Annotated in this window: 18 protein-coding genes; 8 read left to right on the forward strand and 10 right to left on the reverse strand. The window is 61.9% G+C overall.

The features are described from left to right. Window positions 1-65: 65 nt before the first annotated feature. The 3 genes from CAL22_RS17505 to CAL22_RS17515 form a co-directional block, all read right to left on the reverse strand. Window positions 66-1040: a Bug family tripartite tricarboxylate transporter substrate binding protein gene (locus CAL22_RS17505; protein WP_094815463.1), complete on the reverse strand. Its 975-nt coding sequence runs from the start codon at window positions 1038-1040 to the stop codon at window positions 66-68. Window positions 1041-1075: 35 nt separating this feature from the next. After that, entirely contained in the window at window positions 1076-2467 is a 1392-nt protein-coding gene (locus CAL22_RS17510) for an amidase (protein WP_094815465.1), read from the reverse strand. 74 nt (window positions 2468-2541) lie between these two features. After that, window positions 2542-4080 carry an NAD-dependent succinate-semialdehyde dehydrogenase gene (locus CAL22_RS17515; RefSeq protein WP_094815467.1) on the reverse strand — a complete coding sequence of 513 codons (1539 nt, stop codon included), beginning with the start codon at window positions 4078-4080 and terminating at the stop codon, window positions 2542-2544. Window positions 4081-4177: 97 nt separating this feature from the next. Here CAL22_RS17515 and CAL22_RS17520 point away from each other — a divergent pair, with 97 nt between their 5' ends. After that, on the forward strand, window positions 4178-5686 hold the full coding sequence (locus CAL22_RS17520) for a PLP-dependent aminotransferase family protein (protein WP_143276985.1): 1509 nt from the start codon (window positions 4178-4180) through the stop codon (window positions 5684-5686). A gap of 64 nt (window positions 5687-5750) precedes the next feature. Here CAL22_RS17520 and CAL22_RS17525 read toward each other — a convergent pair whose 3' ends face one another. The 4 genes from CAL22_RS17525 to CAL22_RS17540 all read right to left on the reverse strand — a co-directional run bounded on the left by CAL22_RS17525 (window position 5751) and on the right by CAL22_RS17540 (window position 9873). Further along, complete coding sequence (locus CAL22_RS17525) at window positions 5751-6485, reverse strand: class II aldolase/adducin family protein (protein WP_094815470.1); 735 nt, start codon at window positions 6483-6485, stop codon at window positions 5751-5753. A gap of 37 nt (window positions 6486-6522) precedes the next feature. Continuing rightward, complete coding sequence (locus CAL22_RS17530) at window positions 6523-7515, reverse strand: Bug family tripartite tricarboxylate transporter substrate binding protein (protein ID WP_094815472.1); 993 nt, start codon at window positions 7513-7515, stop codon at window positions 6523-6525. 85 nt (window positions 7516-7600) lie between these two features. Then, window positions 7601-9061 (reverse strand): sulfatase-like hydrolase/transferase, encoded by a 1461-nt coding sequence (locus tag CAL22_RS17535; RefSeq protein ID WP_094815474.1) that lies wholly within the window; start codon window positions 9059-9061, stop codon window positions 7601-7603. Between the two features lie 59 nt (window positions 9062-9120). Continuing rightward, on the reverse strand, window positions 9121-9873 hold the full coding sequence (locus tag CAL22_RS17540) for a FadR/GntR family transcriptional regulator (RefSeq protein ID WP_094815476.1): 753 nt from the start codon (window positions 9871-9873) through the stop codon (window positions 9121-9123). 358 nt (window positions 9874-10231) lie between these two features. On the opposite strand from CAL22_RS17540, the gene CAL22_RS17545 reads away from it, so the two are divergent. From CAL22_RS17545 to pyrF, 7 genes are all read left to right on the forward strand, one after another. Continuing rightward, window positions 10232-11866: an ABC-F family ATP-binding cassette domain-containing protein gene (locus CAL22_RS17545; protein ID WP_094815478.1), complete on the forward strand. Its 1635-nt coding sequence runs from the start codon at window positions 10232-10234 to the stop codon at window positions 11864-11866. A gap of 411 nt (window positions 11867-12277) precedes the next feature. Continuing rightward, the gene (locus tag CAL22_RS17550; protein ID WP_029578378.1) at window positions 12278-12565 is read left to right on the forward strand and encodes a co-chaperone GroES; all 288 of its coding nucleotides are present in this window, start codon (window positions 12278-12280) and stop codon (window positions 12563-12565) included. 34 nt (window positions 12566-12599) lie between these two features. Next, a complete protein-coding gene (groL, locus tag CAL22_RS17555; protein ID WP_094815480.1) occupies window positions 12600-14240 on the forward strand; it encodes a chaperonin GroEL in 1641 nt (546 codons plus the stop codon). A 157-nt stretch (window positions 14241-14397) separates the two neighbouring features. Next, window positions 14398-15315, forward strand: coding sequence for a YihY/virulence factor BrkB family protein (locus CAL22_RS17560; RefSeq protein WP_094815482.1), 918 nt, complete (start codon window positions 14398-14400; stop codon window positions 15313-15315). Between the two features lie 96 nt (window positions 15316-15411). After that, entirely contained in the window at window positions 15412-15804 is a 393-nt protein-coding gene (locus CAL22_RS17565) for a diacylglycerol kinase (protein WP_094815484.1), read from the forward strand. Window positions 15805-15849: 45 nt separating this feature from the next. Next, window positions 15850-17184: an NAD(P)/FAD-dependent oxidoreductase gene (locus CAL22_RS17570; protein ID WP_094815486.1), complete on the forward strand. Its 1335-nt coding sequence runs from the start codon at window positions 15850-15852 to the stop codon at window positions 17182-17184. 5 nt (window positions 17185-17189) lie between these two features. Further along, window positions 17190-18008 (forward strand): orotidine-5'-phosphate decarboxylase, encoded by an 819-nt coding sequence (pyrF, locus tag CAL22_RS17575; protein WP_094815488.1) that lies wholly within the window; start codon window positions 17190-17192, stop codon window positions 18006-18008. Between the two features lie 15 nt (window positions 18009-18023). On the opposite strand, the gene CAL22_RS17580 is transcribed toward pyrF, so the two are convergent. The 3 genes from CAL22_RS17580 to thiL all read right to left on the reverse strand — a co-directional run bounded on the left by CAL22_RS17580 (window position 18024) and on the right by thiL (window position 20117). After that, window positions 18024-18581 (reverse strand): CinA family protein, encoded by a 558-nt coding sequence (locus CAL22_RS17580; protein ID WP_094815490.1) that lies wholly within the window; start codon window positions 18579-18581, stop codon window positions 18024-18026. Then, a complete protein-coding gene (locus tag CAL22_RS17585) occupies window positions 18578-19081 on the reverse strand; it encodes a phosphatidylglycerophosphatase A family protein (protein ID WP_094815492.1) in 504 nt (167 codons plus the stop codon). Before CAL22_RS17585 ends, CAL22_RS17580 begins: the two co-directional genes overlap by 4 nt. A gap of 67 nt (window positions 19082-19148) precedes the next feature. Next, complete coding sequence (thiL, locus tag CAL22_RS17590; RefSeq protein ID WP_094815494.1) at window positions 19149-20117, reverse strand: thiamine-phosphate kinase; 969 nt, start codon at window positions 20115-20117, stop codon at window positions 19149-19151. Window positions 20118-20127: the final 10 nt, after the last annotated feature.

Consider the following 20127-nt stretch of genomic DNA (forward strand, 5'->3'; position numbering starts at 1 on the left):
AGATCACCGTTCGAGGATCGTTGCCGACCACATAGTTGCTCCGGCGAGCCGCTCGCCGGAGAAAGTCATTGGCTGCCGAATCCAGCCGTCGTCGCTAGCGCATTCCACGCCTTTTGGCTCTCGGATATGTATTCCTTAACCTCCTGCTGGGTCATGGGTTCTGGCTGCACCTGCCCGACGGAACTGAGCGCAGCTTTCCACTCCTCCGAAGCCGTAATCTGGCCAATCCATGCGTGCAACTTCTCAATATCGGCCTTGGCCATGCCAGGCGGCACGCCGATCGCGGACCAGCTGCCCGCGTCATAGCCCTCAACGCCTTGTTCTTCGAATGTCTCCACATCAGGCAGGCCTGCGAATCGAGTCCGCGTCGTAATTCCGAACGCTTTCAGCTTGCCGTCCTTGATGTAGGTCTGCACAGGCAGCACACCCAGCACTGCCAGAGGCGCCACGCCGCTCACAACATCGATCACCGCCTGAGCGCCGCCTCGATAGGGAATATCCTGCAACGGCAACTGCAGCTTGGTCGCGAGCAAGGCTCCAGCGAGATGTTGAGTGGAGCCCTTCCCTGAAGTCGCATAGCTGTAACCAAGAGGATCCTTGCGCATGAGAGGAACAAGCTCACGGAGATTGTTGGCAGGATTCGAGGCCGGCCCAACCAGCAGCAGCGGTCCATTCGCTATCATGCTCGCCGCCAGCAGATCCCGTCCCATCACTGGCGCGCCAGACTCGAGAATGACGGGACCCGTCATATAAGCCAGCGTATAACCATCGGGCTTGGCTTTAGCCACATGGCGCAGTGCCAGAACGCCGGAGGCGCCAGGTTTGTTCTCGACGATCACCGTCTGCCCACTCAAGGCCTCTAGCTTGCGCGCGAGTAGACGAGTCAACATGTCCGCAGCCCCGCCCGCGGTGTAACCCACAGCGATGGTGATCGGCTGCGCTTTCGGCCAATCGGCCGCTTGGGCCGTCGCCAAAGGAAGAGACAATGCCAACGTAGTTGCCACTCTTCTCCACATACCTGACTTAGTTTTAGTGCTCATGACTACCCCTTGGAATTGAGTTTTTCGAACTCTTTTTAAATTACGCACTGAACGGCGCTTAAAGCCTTCTCTATATCTTTGCCCGCAGCGATGCAGAGGTCCTCGCGGAATCGACCCGCCAGGACTTGGACACCGTTTGGCACGCCATCGGACGGCCGAGTTGCACATGCCAATCCTGGTATGCCAACGAAGGCCGTACCGATCAGCGGACTCTGTGCATCCCAAACGTACTGATAATCCGCTACGGATCTGATATCTCTGTCCTCTTCGAACGGCAACGCGCCAGACACTGGCAGCAGCAGTACGGCATACCGCGCGAAGCATTCCTGCCACAGGCACATGAGTTCATAACGGCGCCGCAGAACCTGAGAAAATCTGGCGCCATCCAGCTCCCGGCCTCTATGGGCTTGCCCTTGCAATGCCGTTATTGCCCCGGTATCACCCTCGGCCAGCGCCTCGCGCAATTTCGCCTCATATCCATCGCCCATCCAGAGATAGACATGCAGCTCAGAAGCCTCACGTAAAGGAGGAGTCGCCTGAATTTCTTCGACCTCCCAGCCAGCGCTAGCCAGCGACAACGCCGCAGCTTCCACTTCTGCCGCGACCTCAGGCTCGACGGCCATGCCATCCGGCGCGCGGCAGAACGCAGCACGCTTGGCGACCGGCGAGCCCGCCAGGGGCGCGGGAACCCAAAGCGGATCGTCGTGACCGGCTACGCTCATCACCTGTAAAGCCAACTCGAGATCAGCAATCGTGCGAGCTAGCGGCCCTGTCACTCCCATCATCTGCTGGCCAATGGGGCGTGAAGGAGATGTTCTGTTGAACGCCGGAATGCGCCCCGGCGTGGGACGTAGACCGTGCACACCACATGCGTACGCGGGGTAACGCACGGAGCCCGCAATGTCAGTGCCATGCGCAATGGCCCCCATCCCGGCCGCCACGGCGCTGGCAGCACCGCCCGATGAGCCTCCCGCAGTGATGCGACTCAGGTGCGGATTGCGCGTTCGGCCATGAAGCTGATTCGATGTGAACCATCGATAAGAGAAGGCGGGAGTATTTGTGCGACCCACGACGACCGCTCCCGCATCCTTCATATTCCGGACGGAAGGGCTGTCGTAATCAGAAATATTGTCGACTTTGCTCCTGAGCCCGTGGGTCGTCGCATATCCGACTTGATCGGCCGTCACTTTGATCGTCACTGGCACCCCGGCCAGCGGCAGCCCCGTTCTGGTGACGACGTCCATGGCATCGACCGCAGCGGCTTCGACCAAAACCCGTTCTGGATCGCACTGCACAATCGCATTGAGGCTCCCGTTGACCTGCGCGATTCGTTCCAGCGTACTTTGAGCAATCTCCACCGCCGTGGCACGCCCGGACTGGACTAAGGTGGCTAAATCGGAGGCCGGATAGCTCCAATAGGGTTTCATGGCAGGATCTCGGATCAATAGTTAGAGGTTGCAGATGTGCCGCGCGGCCAGGCCTCAGGGGCAAGGTCGGACCGTCATCTGTCGATATCAGCAATGCAGATATGCTTTAGCTCGACGTACTCCTCAATGCCATGCGCCGATCCCTCTCTGCCGATTCCTGACTGTTTGATCCCGCCAAAAGGCACGTGTTCAACAGCAATCACGCCGGCATTGACTCCGACCATGCCGGATTCCAACGCCTCCGATACACGGAATATCCTGCCAACATCACGGCTATATAAGTAGCTCGCCAACCCGAACTCCGAGCGATTGGCCGCCTCGATAGCCTCGGCCTCGGTATGAAAGCGAAATACGGGGGCCAGCGGCCCGAACGTCTCTTCTTTTGCACAAAGCATGTCCGCTGTCGCATCAGCAATGACGGTTGGACGGAAGAACTGGCCGCGCATTTTTTCTCCAACGGTCACCACCCGTGCTCCCTTGGCTACAGCATCGTCCAGATGGCGTTGGACCTTCTCCACAGCCGCCGGCTCGATAAGGGGCCCTTGCGTGACGTCCTCGTCGAAACCATTACCAACCTCTAACTGAGCGACTCGCGCCGCCAATCTCTGCACGAAGTCATCGTAGATCGCGTCTTGCGCGTAGATGCGATTGGCACACACGCAAGTCTGCCCCGCGTTACGGTATTTGCTCGCCATCGCGCCTTCGACCGCTGAGTCGAGGTCGGCATCATCGAACACCAAAAAAGGGGCGTTTCCTCCCAACTCGAGACTCAACTTTTTGACCGTGGGTGCGGACTGCGCCATCAGAATCCGGCCCACCTCGGTACTCCCCGTAAACGAAAGGTGACGTACATCCGGGCTTTCGCAAAGTGCCCTGCCGACGGCGATGCTATTTTCATTTCCGCATGTCAGGACGTTGAGGACACCGGGAGGAACCCCCGCACGCAGCGCCAGCTCGGCAGCGGCCAGCGCGGTCAGGGGCGTTAGTTCGGAAGGTTTGACCACGATCGTGCATCCCGCCGCCAAGGCGGGAGCAACTTTTCTCGTGATCATCGCCAAGGGAAAGTTCCAGGGCGTAATTGCAGCGCATACACCCACTGGCTGTTTGATGACCAGTAGACGACGGTTTTTTTCGAATTGCGGCAAGGTCTCGCCGTTGACGCGCTTGGCCTGCTCCGCAAACCACTCGACGAAGCTCGCGGCATAACGCACTTCGCCCTTCGCTTCAGCATAGGGTTTCCCCTGCTCTGCCGTCATGAGGCGGCCAAGATCGTCCTGGTGCTCCATCAACAAGCCATACCACCGCAGCAAGATCGCGTGCCGCTGCTTTGCCGTCTCCGAGCGCCAATGCAGAAACGCCTTGCTGGCTGCGCCAACCGCAAGCTCCGCGTGGCGGACGTCCATATCGGTTACCGATGCGATCTTCATTCCGGTGGCAGGATCGGTAACGTCGTACCGAACCTCGCCCAGCACCCATTGACCGTCTATCAGCCCCCCTGACCGCAACAACGACTTATCAATCAGATCGTCGGTCGGGTTGCGCAACTGGACGGCGCCCTCGGCCCGCTCGCAGCCCTCCCCGATCAACGATGAATTCGCGTCCTGCCTGAACATTTCCCAACTCCTACGTAGGGTTTACTCCGTTAACCGAGATTGCATCATCGCGGTGGCCTACAATCGAGTGCCGCCTTGTGTTTTCTTCTGGTGCCAATTGAAGTCATTGCTGACCGACGTCATCGCCGAGCGCTTCGGCACCGCACGCGACAACCATCCCGAACGCCCGCTACACGCGTTGTTGTTCGAGTGCCTGCGACATTGCGTGCTGGACGGCTCGCTTCCGGCCAGCAGCCGTCTGCCACCCACACGCGACCTGGCGACGCAGCTCGCCTTGTCGCGCAATACTGTTGCCGGCGCCTACGACCAATTACGAGCGCAGGGCTACACTCGAGCGGTGACAGGCAGCGGCACCTTCATTTCTGATCAGATCCCCGACGAACTTCGAGCGCCGACCGTCCAAGAGGCGCTACGCATAACGCCGTTCGGGCGAGACGCCCATGCCGCGCTGTCGCGGCGGGGACGGAATATGCTGAACGCGGAATCTGAGACCCGGGACGCATTCGGTGCATTCGTCCCCGGTGCCCCGGACCTTGCCAGGTTCCCGCGCAGGAAGTTTTCAGCGCTCGTGGCCAAATGGTGGAAGCAGGCACCTCCGGAAGCCCTGAGTTATGCACCGGGAGGTGGACATCCGGCCTTACGCGAAGCCCTCAGCCGATATTTGCGTCAAGCGCGATCCTTAAACTGCGAACCGGACCAGATCATATTGACGGATGGCGTCCAACAAGCTTTGGATCTAATCGTCCGTCTGCTAGGCGACAACGGAGATTCTGCGTGGATCGAGGATCCCGGCTACTGGGGCGTGCGTAGCGTGCTGCGCGGCAACGGCATTAATCCTCTGCCGCGTCCGATCGACGCGCAGGGCATGGTCATCCCCAATGAGGTGGGGCCGCATGCCCCCCAACCACGCCTGATCTTCGTCACGCCCTCGCATCAGTATCCTCTGGGTGCCGTTATGAGCGTGGAGCGGCGCACGGCGCTCCTTCAGGTCGCACAGAGACTGGGGAGCTGGATCGTGGAAGACGACTACGACAGCGAGTTTCGTTTCTCGAACCTGCCCGTACTGCCGCTGTACGGCATGGCCACCGAAGAGCGCGTCATTTACACGGGCACATTCAGCAAAACCCTGTATCCGGGAATCCGCACTGCCTACATGGTGGTGCCGCGCCATCTGGCTGCCGCGTTCCGCCGTGCGCAAGCCCGGCTGTATCGCAGCGGCAGCTTATTGATGCAGCTGGTACTGGCTGAGTTTGTCGATACTGGCCAATACTCCTCATACATCAGAGAGATGCGGCTGACTTACGCGGCTCGCCGCGCCTTCTTGCGACAACTTATCGAGGAGGCGTTTGATGCTTCGTGGATACATCAGTACGACACGCCCGCAGGCCTGCACTTGACGCTTAAGCTTCCCCAGCATGTCGACGATGTCGCGCTTGAGGCTGCTATTGCACAGCACGGTGTCCAGACACGCGCATTGTCGCAATACTATTTCGACTCCACGACCGCGGAGAAGGGATTGCTATTGGGCTTTGCTGGCACTTCGCCGCAGAACATGCGGGCGCCATTTTCCATCGTTGCACAATGCGTGCGCAACGCGGCTGGCTAAAGGGGCCCTCATCTAAAGGGGCTCCAGGGCGAAGAGCGTCCTCCCGCCCCGGGGACTTTCTGCGCTACTTCAAAAGGCGCAACGCCGACTGCCAGGCCAAGAGGTTTATCCTGGGGCTGTCCGGGCGCCGGAACTGCATGGCAGTGCGCTCACATACTTCCTCACTAGGAATCGTCAGTGCCTGCCCGCCAGCCTGGGCCTTGATCTGCGCCTGACATGCCCGCTCAAGGAAGAAAATATTCATGAACGCCTCAGCAATGCTCCTCCCGCCGGCGAGCAAGCCATGATTGCGCAGAATCATGGCATCGTGTTCACCAAGGTCGGCAACCAGCCGGAGGCGCTCGGCTTCACTTAATGCGATACCCTCGTAGTCGTGGTACCCCAAACGGTTATAGAAGCGCAGCGCGTGCTGGCTTATCGGCAGCAAGCCGCTTTTCTGTGCGGATACGGCAATACCATCGGCAGTGTGCGTATGGATCACGCAGGCAAGATCGTGACGCGCATTGTGAATGGCCGAATGGATGATGAACCCGGCAGCGTTAACTCGCAGGTAATCGGGATCTCCGTCTTCGACGATGGCGCCTGCAGCATCCACGCGCACCAAATCGGCGGGCGTCATCTCTTCAAATAGGACGCCGTATCGATTGATCAGGAAATGATTTTCCGGCCCAGGGACTCGAGCACTGATATGGGTGTCGATCAGATCCGTCATCCGGAAATGCGCGACCAGACGGTACAGTGCAGCCAAGTCCTCTCGGACTTGCTGTTCACTGACCAACACGGTTTCGGAGTAATTCATTTAAGGCAGCTGTTGAGAGGTGAAATAACAGAGTTTCTTACTGCATCTTGATCTGGCGCTTCTGCGCGATCTCGGTGTAGCGGGCGTTCTCTTCCTTCAGAAAAGCCTGCAATTCGTCACCCGCCATAAACTTCGCTTCAATGGCCATGGCAGTCAGTTTTTCCTTATAGGCCGGATCGCTAGTCACCTTCCTGAGAGCCGCGACCAAGCGCTGGCGGGTTGAGGCGTCAACATGAGCAGGCAGATAGATCGCGATCCAGTTCGTGAACAGCACGTCCTCATAACCAGGAGACTCGCTCAGCGCGGGAATATCAGGGGCCAATTCGCTGCGAGTCTTGGACGCAATAGCGATGGGACGCAATTTCCCGCTCTCTATCAAGGGAAGTGCCGCACTGATACCGAATATCCCCAGACTCACCTGGCCTCCGACGACAGCACTGATCGCAGGCGCAGACCCGCGAAACGGGACATGCAACATGTTGATGCCGGCGGCAGCATTGATCGACTCGCCAGCAAAATGGCTGGGCCCGCCGGCCCCCGGTGTGCCGTAAGAGAGATCGGAGGTCTTGCCGTGTGCCACCAGTTGAGCAACGGTATTCACGCCCAGTGCAGGGTTGCTTACGATCACGGCCGGAATATCACCGACCAGCGCGACCGGCGTCAGATCTTTGTCTGGGTCGTAGGGCAGCTTCTGGCCAGCCGCCCGGTTCACGACGATTTCAGCAGGCGAGGCCAGGAACAGGGTATAACCGTCTGGCTGCGCCCTGGCAACAGAACCGGCCCCGATCACGCCGGATGCACCCGACTTGTTCTCCACCACGATATTTTGATTCAGTTCCTTACCCAAGAACTGGGCAACCAGCCGCCCGACCGCGTCATAGCCGCCTCCGGGCGGGTATCCCACGACCATCGTGATCGGATGATCATTAGGCCAATCCTTTGCCATTGCAGCGGACGACATGGCCAACAACGCCGTGGAGGCAAGAAACAGACCTGCGATTCTCTTGCTCGATAGAAAAGTGACAGACATAGTGCAACCCCTTGCGATGTGCAGCCGCACAGACGCTCTACGGCGTCCGGTACGGGACGTGAATGATGAGAGAGGAGAAAAGCGGTCAGCTAATGACGACAGCCGCGGTCCCGGGAGCAGGAGAGAAGGCAAAATCCGAGTACTTCATGACGCCGTCTCTACCGCCGTTGTCAGCCAGCAATACGACCTGCCTCTGCTTGGCGGCACGATCGACGGCAACCGGGTCGCAGATGGCCAGAAGCGCTGCATGGCACTCTTGCAAGATGTGCTCATAAGCGGGGTCTTCCGCGACGTCGCGAAGCTCCTCGGGGTCCGCCTCGAGATCAAACAACTGCGGAGCATACTTAACGTAATAGACGTACTTGTAGGCCCCGTGTCGAATCATGAAGGCCCCCGTCGTAGAGCCCATCGCGTGGTATTCGGAGAGCACGGTACGGTCAGGTTTGGCGCCATTGGCTAGCTCAATGAGGTCCACGCCCGGATGTCCATCGTTGACCGACTCAAACGGCACACCGCTACAGTTCAGAATGGTAGGGAAGCAGTCCACATGGCTGACGGGCTGGTCGACGACCACCCCCTCGGGGACTCCCGGGCCACTGATGATCAGCGGCACCCCGGCGCTTTCCTCATACATGGTGGACTTGCCCCACATCCCACGTGTACCCAGGTTATCGCCGTGATCGCTGGTGTACAAAACATTGGTGTTGTCCGCAAAACCGGAGTCGGCAAGCGCGGCCAGAACCTTGCCAATGTTTTCATCGAGAAACGACACCAACCCGAAGTATCCTGCCAGCGCACGCTTCACGCTCTCTGGGCCATCGAAATAGTCGTCATAGCCGAGGCTGTGACGATAGTCGTTGAGAAAGGGATGGTCCGGCCGTTCGGCTTTTGCATACAGCTTCGGCATAGGCAAATCCTGATCCCAATAGCGATAGTAGTGCTCTGGCGGCGCCGTCAACGGGAAGTGCGGTGCAACCAGAGACACGAACAGCACCCAAGGCTGGTCTCCAGCCTTGCGGGCCTGCTCACGCAACCAGATCTGCGCACGCGACGCGATGTCGTTGTCATACACCGTATACGTCGACTGCCCCGGCCCCGCCATTTCCGCCATTTTCCCGCAATAGCGGCGCGGCAAATCATCCCGAATCAGACCGACCAGGTCGCCCTTGCCTTCGATGATATGCAACGGAATCTGCTCTTCCGTGAAGCCATGATCCTCGCCCACAAGGCGAAAGTGCAGCTTGCCAATCGAGTCTACACGCCGGCCATTCGCACGCAGGACATGATGCCAACTCGGCACACTTCCATCATATGCATCTGCGTTGTCCCAGAATCCGATCTGATGGTTGTACTTCCCGCATGCAAAGGCTGCCCTGGCTGGGATGCACACGGGGCTGGCGGTATAGGCGGAGGTGAATCGTGTGCCGGAGGCCGCCAACCTGTCCAGATTCGGAGTCTTGACGATGGGGTGTCCCGCACAGCCCATCACTTTCGGGTTGTGCTCATCGGACATAATGACTAAGAGATTGCGGGGGCGCATGGTTATTCCAGGGTGAAGCTAGAAGTGAAGTTCGGGCATTGCGTACAACGGGGTAGGCCTGCCATTCAAGCTAGATTGGCCGGACCGTTTTGAAGCTCGTCGGACAGCCGCGCCTGAATGCCCAGCAGGTGAACCATCATGGCGTGTCGCGCCTTGACGGCATCCTTTGCCAGAATGGCCGATAGGATTCGGTCGTGCTCATCGCAAGCCATCGCCCAGACGCGGTCATTGACATAGTGCTGGCTGAACCGTTGAGACAACTCACTGTGCTCTGACATATCCCAGAGCTGGGTCACCAGCGCGGCCAAAGCCATGTTGCTGCAGCCCGCAGCAATCGCCTCATGGAACGCTCGGTGGGCCGCGCCATCCGACATCGCATCGCCATTGACATGGCTGTGCCCTTCCATCACCCGGTGCGCCGCGGCGATGGCTTCGCGTTCGTCAGGCGTGGCGTTTTGCGCGGCCAAGGCCGCAACCTCCGGCTCGACCAGCAGACGCGCCTCGATCAACTCGTAAGGACCGATTGCGGTCGGCACGGCTTGCGCCGCTTGGCCCACGTCGGGCTCTGCGGCACCGGTCTGGCTGCTCTCGACCTTTACGTAGACGCCACTGCCCACCCGGATTTCCACAATGCCGCCGATTTCCAAGGCGATGAGCGCCTCTCGAATGGTCGATCGGGCCACGTCAAACTGCTCTGCCAAGTCCCTCTCCGCGGGCAGACGCGTACCGGGCGCGAACGCGCCACTCGTAATCTGCGCAGAAATGCGGTCCGCGATCAGGCGGTAAAGACGAGGAACACTCACTTGTTCAAATTTCATAGCAAACCTACCTGTTGGTCCGGCCAATTATGCAATATTTTCTACAAAAAAATACACACCGAAGGGAAAACACCTATATTCGGACCGGTGGTCCGGCCAATTTGTGTGAAATATCTGCTCCGGTATTGAGGAATCGTCCTGTTTCCTTCCTGCGAAACACCGCCGCGTACGCCAGCTAACAGGTAACGCGCCCCCTCCATCTCGCCCTCGATGGCGTCGCCCGCCTGCGAGGCGCCGCTATTGAATAGCGGGCAGGCCCGCGATCCCAATATGTTACGAACGGCCGTTACCTGAATCGGTTATCCTCGCTCCCGCCGGTTTGCGGCATCACTCCTATGCCCTCGCGGCCCTTTCCTGCATGATCCGTTTTCAGCAAGTCTCGCTGGCAAGAGGCGTCAAGCCCTTGCTGGACAAAGTCGACCTCCTCCTTAACCCCGGTGACAAGATCGGCCTGATCGGCGCCAATGGCGCGGGCAAGTCCAGCCTGTTCGCCTTGCTGCGCGGCGAACTGCACGCCGATCAGGGGGATCTCAGCTACCCGCCGAACTGGCGCGTGGCCTACGTGGCGCAGGAAACGCCCGCCTTGGATCGCTCGGCCATCGAGTACGCGATCGACGGCGATGTGGGGTTGCGCCGCCTGGAAGCGCGGCTGGCCGAGGCTGAGGCTGCCGCCGACACGCCCGAGAACGGCCTGCTGATCGGCGAGTTGTACGGCGCCCTGGCCGATGCCGACGCCTACACCGTCCGCTCGCGGGCGGAGCAACTGCTGACCGGCCTGGGCTTCTCGATGGCGCAGATGGACCAGCCCCTGACCAGTTTTTCGGGCGGCTGGCGGATGCGGCTGAACCTCGCGCAAGCGCTGATGTGCCCCTCCGAACTGCTGCTGCTGGATGAACCCACCAACCACTTGGATCTGGATGCTATCCTTTGGCTGGAAGACTGGTTGAAACGTTATCCCGGCACTTTGCTGGTGATTTCGCACGACCGCGACTTCCTCGACGAAGTGGTCAACGTGGTGGTGCACGTCGATGAGCGCAAACTGAAGCGCTATGCCGGCAACTACTCCGCCTTCGAACGCCAGCGCGCCGCCCAACTGGAACTGGCCGCCGGCGCCATGGAAAAGCAGCTGCGCCAACGTGCGCATCTGCAGTCGTTCATCAATCGCTTCAAGGCCCAGGCCTCGAAAGCGCGCCAGGCGCAAAGCCGGATCAAGGCACTGGCAAAGATGGAAGAGTTGGCCCCGTTGCGCGCTGCGGCCGAGTTTTCCTTCGAATTCCGGGAGCCGGAACGTGCCCCCGATCCACTCTTGCGCATGGACGCCGTTCTAGCCGGATACCCGGGTGCGGAAGATGGCGGTGCCGACAAGATCATCATCAAGGACATCCATTTCTCGCTCCAGGGCGGCCAGAGAATTGGCCTGCTGGGCGTAAACGGAGCGGGCAAGTCCACCTTCATCAAAACCATTGCAGGGGAATTGCAGGCCCTGGGCGGCGAGGCAATTTTTGGCAAGGGCTTGTCGATCGGCTATTTCGCCCAACATCAGGTCGAGATGCTGCGCCATGATGAATCGCCCCTGTGGCACATGATCAAGCTGGCCCCCGGCACGCGCGAACAGGAGCTGCGTAATTTCCTGGGCCGCTTCAACTTCGCAGGGGCGATGGCAACCAGCAGCATCGCGCCCTTCTCGGGTGGCGAAAAAGCCCGTCTGGCCTTGGCGCTCATCGTATGGCAACGGCCCAATCTGCTGTTGCTGGACGAACCGACCAATCACCTGGATCTGGAAACCCGCGAAGCGCTCACCATGGCGCTGGCGCAGTTCGAAGGCACCCTGGTGCTGGTGTCACACGATCGCCACCTGCTGCGTGCCACCACCGACCAGTTCGTCATCGTCGCCGACGGCAAGGTCGAACCCTTCGATGGCGACCTCAACGACTACCGCGACTGGCTGTTCAAGACCAAGCTGAACGCCAAGGCCAGCACGATCCAGCCATAAAGCGCGCCGCCTGCGTTCAGCTCCAGGCTGCCGCAGCGAGCCGCATGGACCGTGCCCCCGAGCCTGCATGCTATCTCGGTACCGTGCTGAGTCGAGGAGCACGTCAGCTGAATTTTGAACCTTGCAGGCCAAATCGGGTTTAAACCCGCGTGGACTAGGCATCGACACATGTGTCAGCCGCCAACTTGAGTGAACCAAATCTCAAGTTGAATGAAATTCGACAGTTCGACAGCAGGCGCCTGCCCCGTCAGCGCAAAACGGGGTCGAACCAGCCAATATGTAACAAGCCTGGCCTGCCCCCTTGAAGCCTGCTGAGTCATCCCTATAATTAGCACTCGTCGTCGGTGAGTGCTAACAGCTCTCCCGCGCCAACTACCGATCAATGTTCTAGTTATCCAACAGGAGTTCCTCATGGCCCTGCGTCCCCTGCACGATCGCGTGATCGTCAAACGCCTGGACAACGAGCGTAAGACCGCTTCCGGCATCGTCATTCCCGACAGCGCCGCTGAAAAGCCCGATCAAGGCGAAGTGCTGGCCGTCGGCCCCGGCAAGAAGACGGAAGACGGCAAGGTTCTGCCGGTCGACCTGAAGGTCGGCGACAAGGTCCTGTTCGGCAAGTATGCCGGCCAAAGCGTCAAGGTCGATGGCGACGAACTGCTCGTCATCCGCGAGGAAGAAATCCTCGCCGTGATCCAGTAATAGCGCTCATCCCTATCTTCAAAGGAAGCTGAAAATGGCTGCCAAGCAAGTTCTGTTTGCCGATGATGCCCGCGTTCGCATCGTTCGCGGCGTGAATGTTCTCGCCAACGCTGTTAAGACCACCCTGGGCCCCAAGGGTCGCAACGTCGTGCTGGAGCGCTCGTTCGGCGCCCCGACCGTGACCAAGGACGGTGTGTCCGTCGCCAAGGAAATCGAACTGAAGGACAAGTTCGAGAACATCGGCGCCCAGCTGGTCAAGGACGTTGCCTCCAAGACCTCCGACAACGCCGGTGACGGCACCACGACCGCCACCGTGCTGGCCCAGGCCATCGTTCAGGAAGGCCTGAAGTACGTTGCCGCCGGTTTCAACCCGATCGACCTCAAGCGCGGTATCGACAAGGCTGTGGCCGCTGCCGTGGCTGAGCTGAAGAAGGCTTCCAAGCCGGTCACCACCAGCAAGGAAATCGCCCAGGTTGGCTCGATCTCGGCCAACAGCGACAGCTCCATCGGCCAGATCATCGCTGACGCGATGGACAAGGTCGGCAAGGAAGGCGTCATCACCGTCGAAGACGGCAAGTCGCTGGAAAACGAACTGGATGTCGTCGAAGGCATGCAGTTTGACCGTGGCTATCTGTCGCCCTACTTCATCAACAACCCCGACAAGCAAGTCGCCGCTCTGGACGATCCGTTCGTCCTGATCTACGACAAGAAGATCAGCAACATCCGTGATCTGCTGCCGGTGCTGGAGCAAGTCGCCAAGTCGAGCCGTCCGCTGCTGATCATCGCTGAAGACGTCGAGGGCGAAGCCCTGGCCACCCTGGTGGTGAACAACATCCGTGGCATTCTGAAGACCACCGCCGTCAAGGCGCCTGGCTTCGGCGATCGCCGCAAGGCCATGCTGGAAGACATCGCCATCCTGACCGGCGGCACCGTGATCTCCGAAGAGACCGGCATGTCCCTGGAAAAGGCCTCGCTGCAAGAACTGGGCCAAGCCAAGCGCATCGAAGTCGCCAAGGAAAACACCACGATCATCGACGGCGCCGGCGACGGCAAGTCGATCGAAGCGCGCGTCAAGCAGATCCGCACCCAGATCGAAGAAGCCACTTCCGACTACGACCGTGAAAAGCTGCAAGAACGCGTGGCCAAGCTGGCCGGCGGTGTTGCCGTGATTCGCGTCGGTGCTGCCACCGAAGTCGAAATGAAGGAAAAGAAGGCCCGCGTTGAAGACGCCCTGCACGCGACCCGCGCTGCTGTGGAAGAAGGCGTGGTTGCCGGCGGCGGCGTTGCGCTGCTGCGTGCCAAGCAAGCCATCACCGGCCTGCAAGGCGACACTCCCGACCAGAACGCCGGCATCAAGCTGATCCTGCGTGCTGTCGAAGAGCCGCTGCGCACCATCGTGACCAACGCCGGCGAAGAAGCCAGCGTCGTGGTGAACACCGTTCTGGCCGGCAAGGGTAACTACGGTTACAACGCCGCCACCGGCGAGTACACCGACCTGGTCGAGCAAGGCGTTCTGGATCCCACCAAGGTGACCCGCACCGCCCTGCAAAACGCCGCTTCGGTGGCCAGCCTGCTGCTGACGGCTGAAGCCGCCGTGGTGGAACTGGCAGAAGACAAGCCCGCTGCCCCGGCCATGCCGGGTGGCATGGGCGGCATGGGCGGCATGGACTTCTAAGTCCCGCCTCCCGGCCTGGAGCGCCGCGTACCTTCGCCACGCGGTTCTCCATTTGCGATCAAAACCCCGGCTCACGCCGGGGTTTTGTTTTGTGCGCGGCTTGCATACGGCCCCACTTTGATGCCTACAATGGGCCTGACACTGCTGGAGGGACGAGATGCGTTTTCCCACGCTGCTGAGAATTTGCCATCCGAGAGAACTGGGCGGGCTGCTGATGGATTCGGCCAGGCAATGGTCACGCCACCGCGCCGCGAGCAAGGGCGCCGCCCTGGCGCTATACATGGTGTTCTCGCTGGCGCCCATGCTGATTCTGGTGATTGCCGTGGCCGGCGCCTTTTTTGGCGAGGAGGCCGTGCGTTCGGAGTTATTCGACCAGGTGCGCGACCTGACGGGTGAGCGCGGCGCCGAGGTGATTCAGACCGTGTTGGCCAGCGCGCATGAGTCCGGCAAGGGCTGGGTAGCCGCCTTGCTGTCGGTCGGGGTGTTGATTTTCAGTGCCACGACCGCGTTCTCCGAACTCAAGGCGAGTCTGGACGAGCTCTGGGAAGTGGACGCGGACAGCGCGGGCGGCATCCAGGGGCTGGTGCGCAGCCGGGTGCTGTCGTTCGGCCTGGTGCTGGTGCTGGCCTGCTTTCTGCTGTTTTCGCTGGCGGTCAATGCCGCCATGGGCGTGGCGCGCGGCTACTACGGCGAACTCTGGAGCAATTCCCTCGTGGCGCTGGTGGGTGACTGGCTGGCGAATCTGTTTTCGTTTGCGGTGGTCACGGCCTTGTTCGCGGTGATTTTCAAGCTGCTGCCGTCGGTGACCGTGCTGTGGCGCCATGTCATTCCGGGCGCGGTAGTGACCGCGGCTTTGTTTCTATTGGGTAAATGGGGCATCGGGCTGTATCTGGGCCGCGGCGGGGTGGCGTCGGCCTATGGTGCGGCGGGTTCGCTGATCGCGCTTTTGCTGTGGATCTACTATTCGGCGCAGATTTTCTTCTTTGGCGCGGTGATCACGCGGCAGTATGCGTTGCGCGCCCAGCGCCTGGAAGCCGGCCAGCCGATGGATGCCGCGCCGCAGCCGAGCCACTGAAGCCGCGGGGGCCGAAGCGCCCGCTGTGGCCGGCCCGTGATACGGGCGACACCTGAATCTGTTAAAAAGCCGCAGACCCGATTCTCGTATCGCCCCATGACTCCACACCCTTCGCCCTATAAGAGCACCGGCGGCCTGCGCCGCATCCTGAACGCCCTGCGCTATTCCTGGCAGGGGCTGAAGGCGGCCGTCAAGTACGAGGCGGCGTTTCGCCAGGAGCTCGCCCTGGCCGTGCTGCTCATCCCCGCCGCCTTTTTCCTGGGCCGCACGACCGATGAAGTCTTCATGCTCATCGCTTCGGTCGTGCTCGTGCTGGTGGTGGAGTTGATCAACTCGGCCATCGAAGCGCTGGCCGATGCGTTGTCGGTCGAGACCCACCCGCTCTTGGGACGCGCCAAGGACCTCGGCAGCGCCGCGGTCATGCTGATGCTGATTTTTACCGGCGCCGTCTGGGTCGCCGTGGCGGTCAGCCGTTTTGTCCTGAGCTGAGGCAAACGTTTGCAGGCAGCGGGCATGCTTCTATACTGAAGCTCCATGCCCTCTTCCGATGCCCGCATGACGTCTGCTCTCTCATCCTCGGAACGTATCGTGATTGTCGGCGGTGGCGCCGGCGGCCTGGAACTGGCCGCGCAGCTCGGCCGCGCCTATGGCCCTGAGCGCGTGCTGCTCATCGACAGCCGCCCTTTTCATATCTGGAAGCCTTCGCTGCACGAAGTGGCCGCCGGCACGCTGGACATCCACCAGGAGGGGCTTTCCTATCTCATGCTGGCCCGGCTGGCGGGCTTTAGCTTCGCCCAGGGCGAATTGCTTGCGGTCGATCGCGCCGCGCGGCGCATCCGCATCGGCGCGGTCAGCGACCAGCGCGGCCAGGAGATCCTCGGGCCGCGCGAGTTCAGCTACGGCAACCTGGTGCTGGCCTTGGGCAGCGCCTCGAATTTTTTCAATACTCCGGGTGCGGCGCAATACGCCGTCACGCTGGACAACACCGAGAACGCCGAGGCGTTTCGCCTGACGATCCTCAAGGCCATGGCCCAGGTCGATCAGGACAAGCTGCGCAATCCTTCGGCGCGGCTGGACCTGGTGATCGTGGGCGGCGGCGCCACCGGCGTCGAACTGGCGGTCGAGCTGACCGAGGCCAGCCATGTGGTGAGCACCTATGGCCTGCCGAATTTCCGGGTCGAGCGCGATATGGCCATTACCCTGGTCGAGGGCGCCCCGCGCATCCTGTCGGCCTTGCCGGAGAAGATCTCACGTGCCGCCACGGCCCGGCTGACTGAACTGGGTATCCGGGTGGAGGCCAATTGCCGCGTCGCCGAAGTCGGCCCGGACAGCGTCAAGACCGCCGATGGCCGCAGTTTTCCGGCGTCGCTGTGCCTGTGGGCCGCCGGCATCCGGGGGCCGGACCTGCTCACGCAACTGGGCCTGCCGCTGAACCGGGCCGGCCAGTTGATCGTCAACGAACGCCTGGAAACCGAAGATCCTTATGTGCTGGCCTTGGGCGACTGCTGCGCCGCGCCCTGGCAGGGCGAGCGCATCGTCCCCGCACGCGCGCAAGCCGCGCACCAGGAGGCCAGCTACCTGGCCAAGAAACTCGGCGCCCGCCTGTCGGGCAAGGAAGAAACGCAACAGGCCTATGTCTACCGCGACTACGGCTCGCTGGTATCGCTGGGCCAGGGCGCGGGCGTGGGCAGCCTGATGGGCAAGCTGGCCGGACGCGGCCTCTTCGTAAGCGGTACACTGGCACGCCTGATGTACATGAGCCTGCACCTGATGCACCACCGTGCGGTGCTGGGCGTCTCGCGCACCGCCACAATGGCCCTGGCGCGCCTGTTGATGCGGCGCACCCATCCCAGGGTCAAATTGCACTGATCCCCATGAATTTCCTACAAAAACTCGAACACGCCTGGGCTACCCAGAACTCTCTGCTACAGGTCGGTCTGGATCCGGATCCGCTGCGCTTTCCGCATGAGCTGCAGGGCAAGCCTGAAGCCATTCTGGAATTCTGTCGCGGCATCGTCGACGCCACCGCGCCGTATGCCAGCAGTTTCAAGCCGCAGATTGCTTATTTCGCCGCGCATCGCGCCGAAGATCAGCTCGAAGCCTTGTGCGCGCATATCCGCAGCGCGCATCCGGATTTGCCCATCGTGCTCGATGCCAAGCGTGGCGACATCGGTTCGACGGCCGAGAACTATGCGCGCGAAGCCTTCGAACGTTATCAAGCGCATGCCGTGACCGTCAGCCCCTATATGGGCCTGGATTCGGTCGAGCCCTATCTGGCCTGGCGCGACCGGGGCGTGATCGTGCTGTGCCGCACGTCCAATCCGGGCGGCTCGGACCTGCAGTTCCTGCAGATGGCCGACGGCCAGCCGCTGTATCTGCACGTGGCCGGTCTGGTGGCCGAGAAATGGAACAGCAATGGCCAATGCGGGCTGGTGGTCGGGGCAACCTTTCCGAATGAGCTGGCCGCGGTGCGCAAGCGTATCGGCGACAGCATGCCCCTGCTGGTGCCGGGCATCGGCGCGCAGGGCGGCGACATCAACGCCACCGTGCAGGCCGGCGCCAACCAGGCCCGCGCCGGGATGATGATCAATTCGTCGCGCGCCATCATTTACGCCAGCAGCGGCGAAGACTGGCGCGAAGCGGCCGCCAAGGCCGCCGCCAGCCTGCGCGACGCGATCAACGCGGTGCGTTGATCGCCGGGCGCACGTTCAACGCCGGTTGGCCGGCGCGCCCAAAAACTCCAGGATGCCGCGCAAGGCAAACTCGACGGCAGCCTGACGCACCTGATTGCGATCGCCCGCGAAGACGTGCGTCACGGCGCGCGAATGGATGCCTTCCTGCGCGCGCGTGGCAAAACCAAAACACACCATGCCCACCGGTTTGCCGGTGGTCGCTCCGCCCGGGCCTGCGATGCCGGTCGTGGAGATCGCGACATGGCAGGCCGGCGCGGCCAGCAACACACCCTGCGCCATCTCCAGCGCGACTTCCTCGCTGACCGCACCGAAGTGATTCAAGGTGTCGGCCGACACCTGCAAGGCGTCGACCTTGGCGGCATTGCTGTAGGTGACAAAGCCGCGCTCGAACCAGCCGCTCGACCCGGCCACCGCCGTGACAGCGCCGGCCAACAAGCCGCCGGTGCATGACTCGGCCGTGCCCAGATACCAGCCGTGCTCCTGCAGCGCGGGCCCCAATTGCTCGGCCAGACCAAAGGCCGTGGCGGCGCTCAACGCCGCGGGCGCCAGCCCGGTGTTGTTCTGCAAACTCATGCCAACCCTCCTAAGCGAACGACGAGCGCCATGACCAGCAGGGCATAGACGGCCGCCAGAATGTCATCCCACATGACGCCAAAGCCGCCCGACAGCCGGGCATCGAACGCCTTGATGGGCGCAGGCTTGACGATGTCGAAGAACCGGAAAAGCACAAAAGCCAGGGTTTGGGCGAGCCAGCCGCTGGGCACCAACCAGAGCACCAGCCAGAAGGCCACCATTTCGTCCCACACCATTCCGACGTGGTCGTGGACGCGGAGTTCCCGCCCGGCGTAGCCGCAGGCCCAGCAGCCGTAGGCGAAGGCCACCAACAGCAGAATCCCCATGACGAGATTCGGGATGGGGGGCAGCAGCAGCCAGATGATCCAGGCGGCCAGGGTGCCCCAGGTGCCCGAAGCCGGGCGGATCAGGCCGCTGCCCAGGCCGAAGGCCAGAAAGCGCCCAGGGCGGGCGCAGATCCAGGCCAGGCTGGGGTAGTCCACGCGCGAACGCTCGCGCATCGAGGGGGAATGAGGGTCGGTCATAGTCCGGCGTGTCATGCCCGAAGCGGGCGTGCCCGGGATGGTATCAGGCCACGCCGCCGAAATGATCAAATCCGCCGGGGATGTGCGGCAGAGCCTGGCCTTGCGCATCGAGCACGCAAAGCCCGTCTGCGGCCACGATGCGGCCGATGCGGGTGACAGGCGTCTGGCTCGCGTGCGCGGCCTGCATGACCGCGTCACGGCGCTGTGCGGGCGCGGTAAAACACAGTTCGTAGACGTCGCCGCCGCCCAGCAACGCCCGCTGTAGCGTCGCCTCGTCCAGGCCTTCCAGCCCGGCGGCGCGCGGCAGATCGGCGTAGCGCAATTCGGCGCCTACACCGCTGGCGGCAAGGATGTGGCCGAGGTCTTGCGCCAGGCCATCGGAGATATCGATGGCGGCATGGGCCAGGCCGCGCAGGCCTTGCCCCAGCGCCAGACGCGGCTGCGGCCACTCGAGCGCGCGGCGTGTGCGCGCCAGGCGCGCCGCGTCGGCCGGCAGTTGGCCGTCGAGCAGGCGATAGGCGATATCTGCCGCGCCCAACTCACCGGAGATCCAGATGTCGTCGCCCGGGCAGGCGGCATCGCGCCGCAGCGCGGCATGAGCCGGCACGGCGCCAAAAACCGTCACGCTGAGGGTGAGGTCGTGCAGGCTGCGCGTGGTGTCGCCGCCGATCAACGGGCAGCCGCTGGCTTGCGCCAGCGCATGAAAGCCGCGGGCATAGGCGGCCAGCCAGGCTTCGTCCATGCTGGGCAAGGCCAGGCCCAGCAGACACCCCAGGGGCTGCGCCCCCATGGCTGCCAGGTCGGAGAGATTGACCGCCAGCGACTTGTGGCCCACCGACACGGGATCGGCGTCGGGATAAAAGTGGCGCCCGGCGATCAGCAGGTCTTTGCTCACCGCCACCTGCATGCCTGGCGGCACCGGGAATAGCGCGCAATCATCGCCCACGCCCAGGATGTCCCCGGGCGCGGTGCGAGTGAAATGGCGCGCGATGAGATCGAACTCGGAGGCCACCGCCGGCCCG

This window comes from Bordetella genomosp. 12 (genome assembly GCF_002261355.1).
In the GTDB taxonomy this organism is placed as follows: domain Bacteria; phylum Pseudomonadota; class Gammaproteobacteria; order Burkholderiales; family Burkholderiaceae_B; genus Bordetella.

Coding starts and splice junctions, on each gene's coding strand:
- CAL22_RS17570 (WP_094815486.1), top strand. CDS start 15,850: ATGCCCTCTTCCGATGCCCGCATGACGTCTGCTCTCTCATCCTCGGAA.
- CAL22_RS17540 (WP_094815476.1), bottom strand. CDS start 9,873: ATGAAATTTGAACAAGTGAGTGTTCCTCGTCTTTACCGCCTGATCGCG.
- CAL22_RS17545 (WP_094815478.1), top strand. CDS start 10,232: ATGATCCGTTTTCAGCAAGTCTCGCTGGCAAGAGGCGTCAAGCCCTTG.
- pyrF (WP_094815488.1), top strand. CDS start 17,190: ATGAATTTCCTACAAAAACTCGAACACGCCTGGGCTACCCAGAACTCT.
- CAL22_RS17505 (WP_094815463.1), bottom strand. CDS start 1,040: ATGAGCACTAAAACTAAGTCAGGTATGTGGAGAAGAGTGGCAACTACG.
- CAL22_RS17585 (WP_094815492.1), bottom strand. CDS start 19,081: ATGCGCGAGCGTTCGCGCGTGGACTACCCCAGCCTGGCCTGGATCTGC.
- CAL22_RS17560 (WP_094815482.1), top strand. CDS start 14,398: ATGCGTTTTCCCACGCTGCTGAGAATTTGCCATCCGAGAGAACTGGGC.
- groL (WP_094815480.1), top strand. CDS start 12,600: ATGGCTGCCAAGCAAGTTCTGTTTGCCGATGATGCCCGCGTTCGCATC.
- CAL22_RS17530 (WP_094815472.1), bottom strand. CDS start 7,515: ATGTCTGTCACTTTTCTATCGAGCAAGAGAATCGCAGGTCTGTTTCTT.
- CAL22_RS17565 (WP_094815484.1), top strand. CDS start 15,412: ATGACTCCACACCCTTCGCCCTATAAGAGCACCGGCGGCCTGCGCCGC.
- CAL22_RS17510 (WP_094815465.1), bottom strand. CDS start 2,467: ATGAAACCCTATTGGAGCTATCCGGCCTCCGATTTAGCCACCTTAGTC.
- CAL22_RS17580 (WP_094815490.1), bottom strand. CDS start 18,581: ATGAGTTTGCAGAACAACACCGGGCTGGCGCCCGCGGCGTTGAGCGCC.
- CAL22_RS17525 (WP_094815470.1), bottom strand. CDS start 6,485: ATGAATTACTCCGAAACCGTGTTGGTCAGTGAACAGCAAGTCCGAGAG.
- CAL22_RS17550 (WP_029578378.1), top strand. CDS start 12,278: ATGGCCCTGCGTCCCCTGCACGATCGCGTGATCGTCAAACGCCTGGAC.
- CAL22_RS17515 (WP_094815467.1), bottom strand. CDS start 4,080: ATGTTCAGGCAGGACGCGAATTCATCGTTGATCGGGGAGGGCTGCGAG.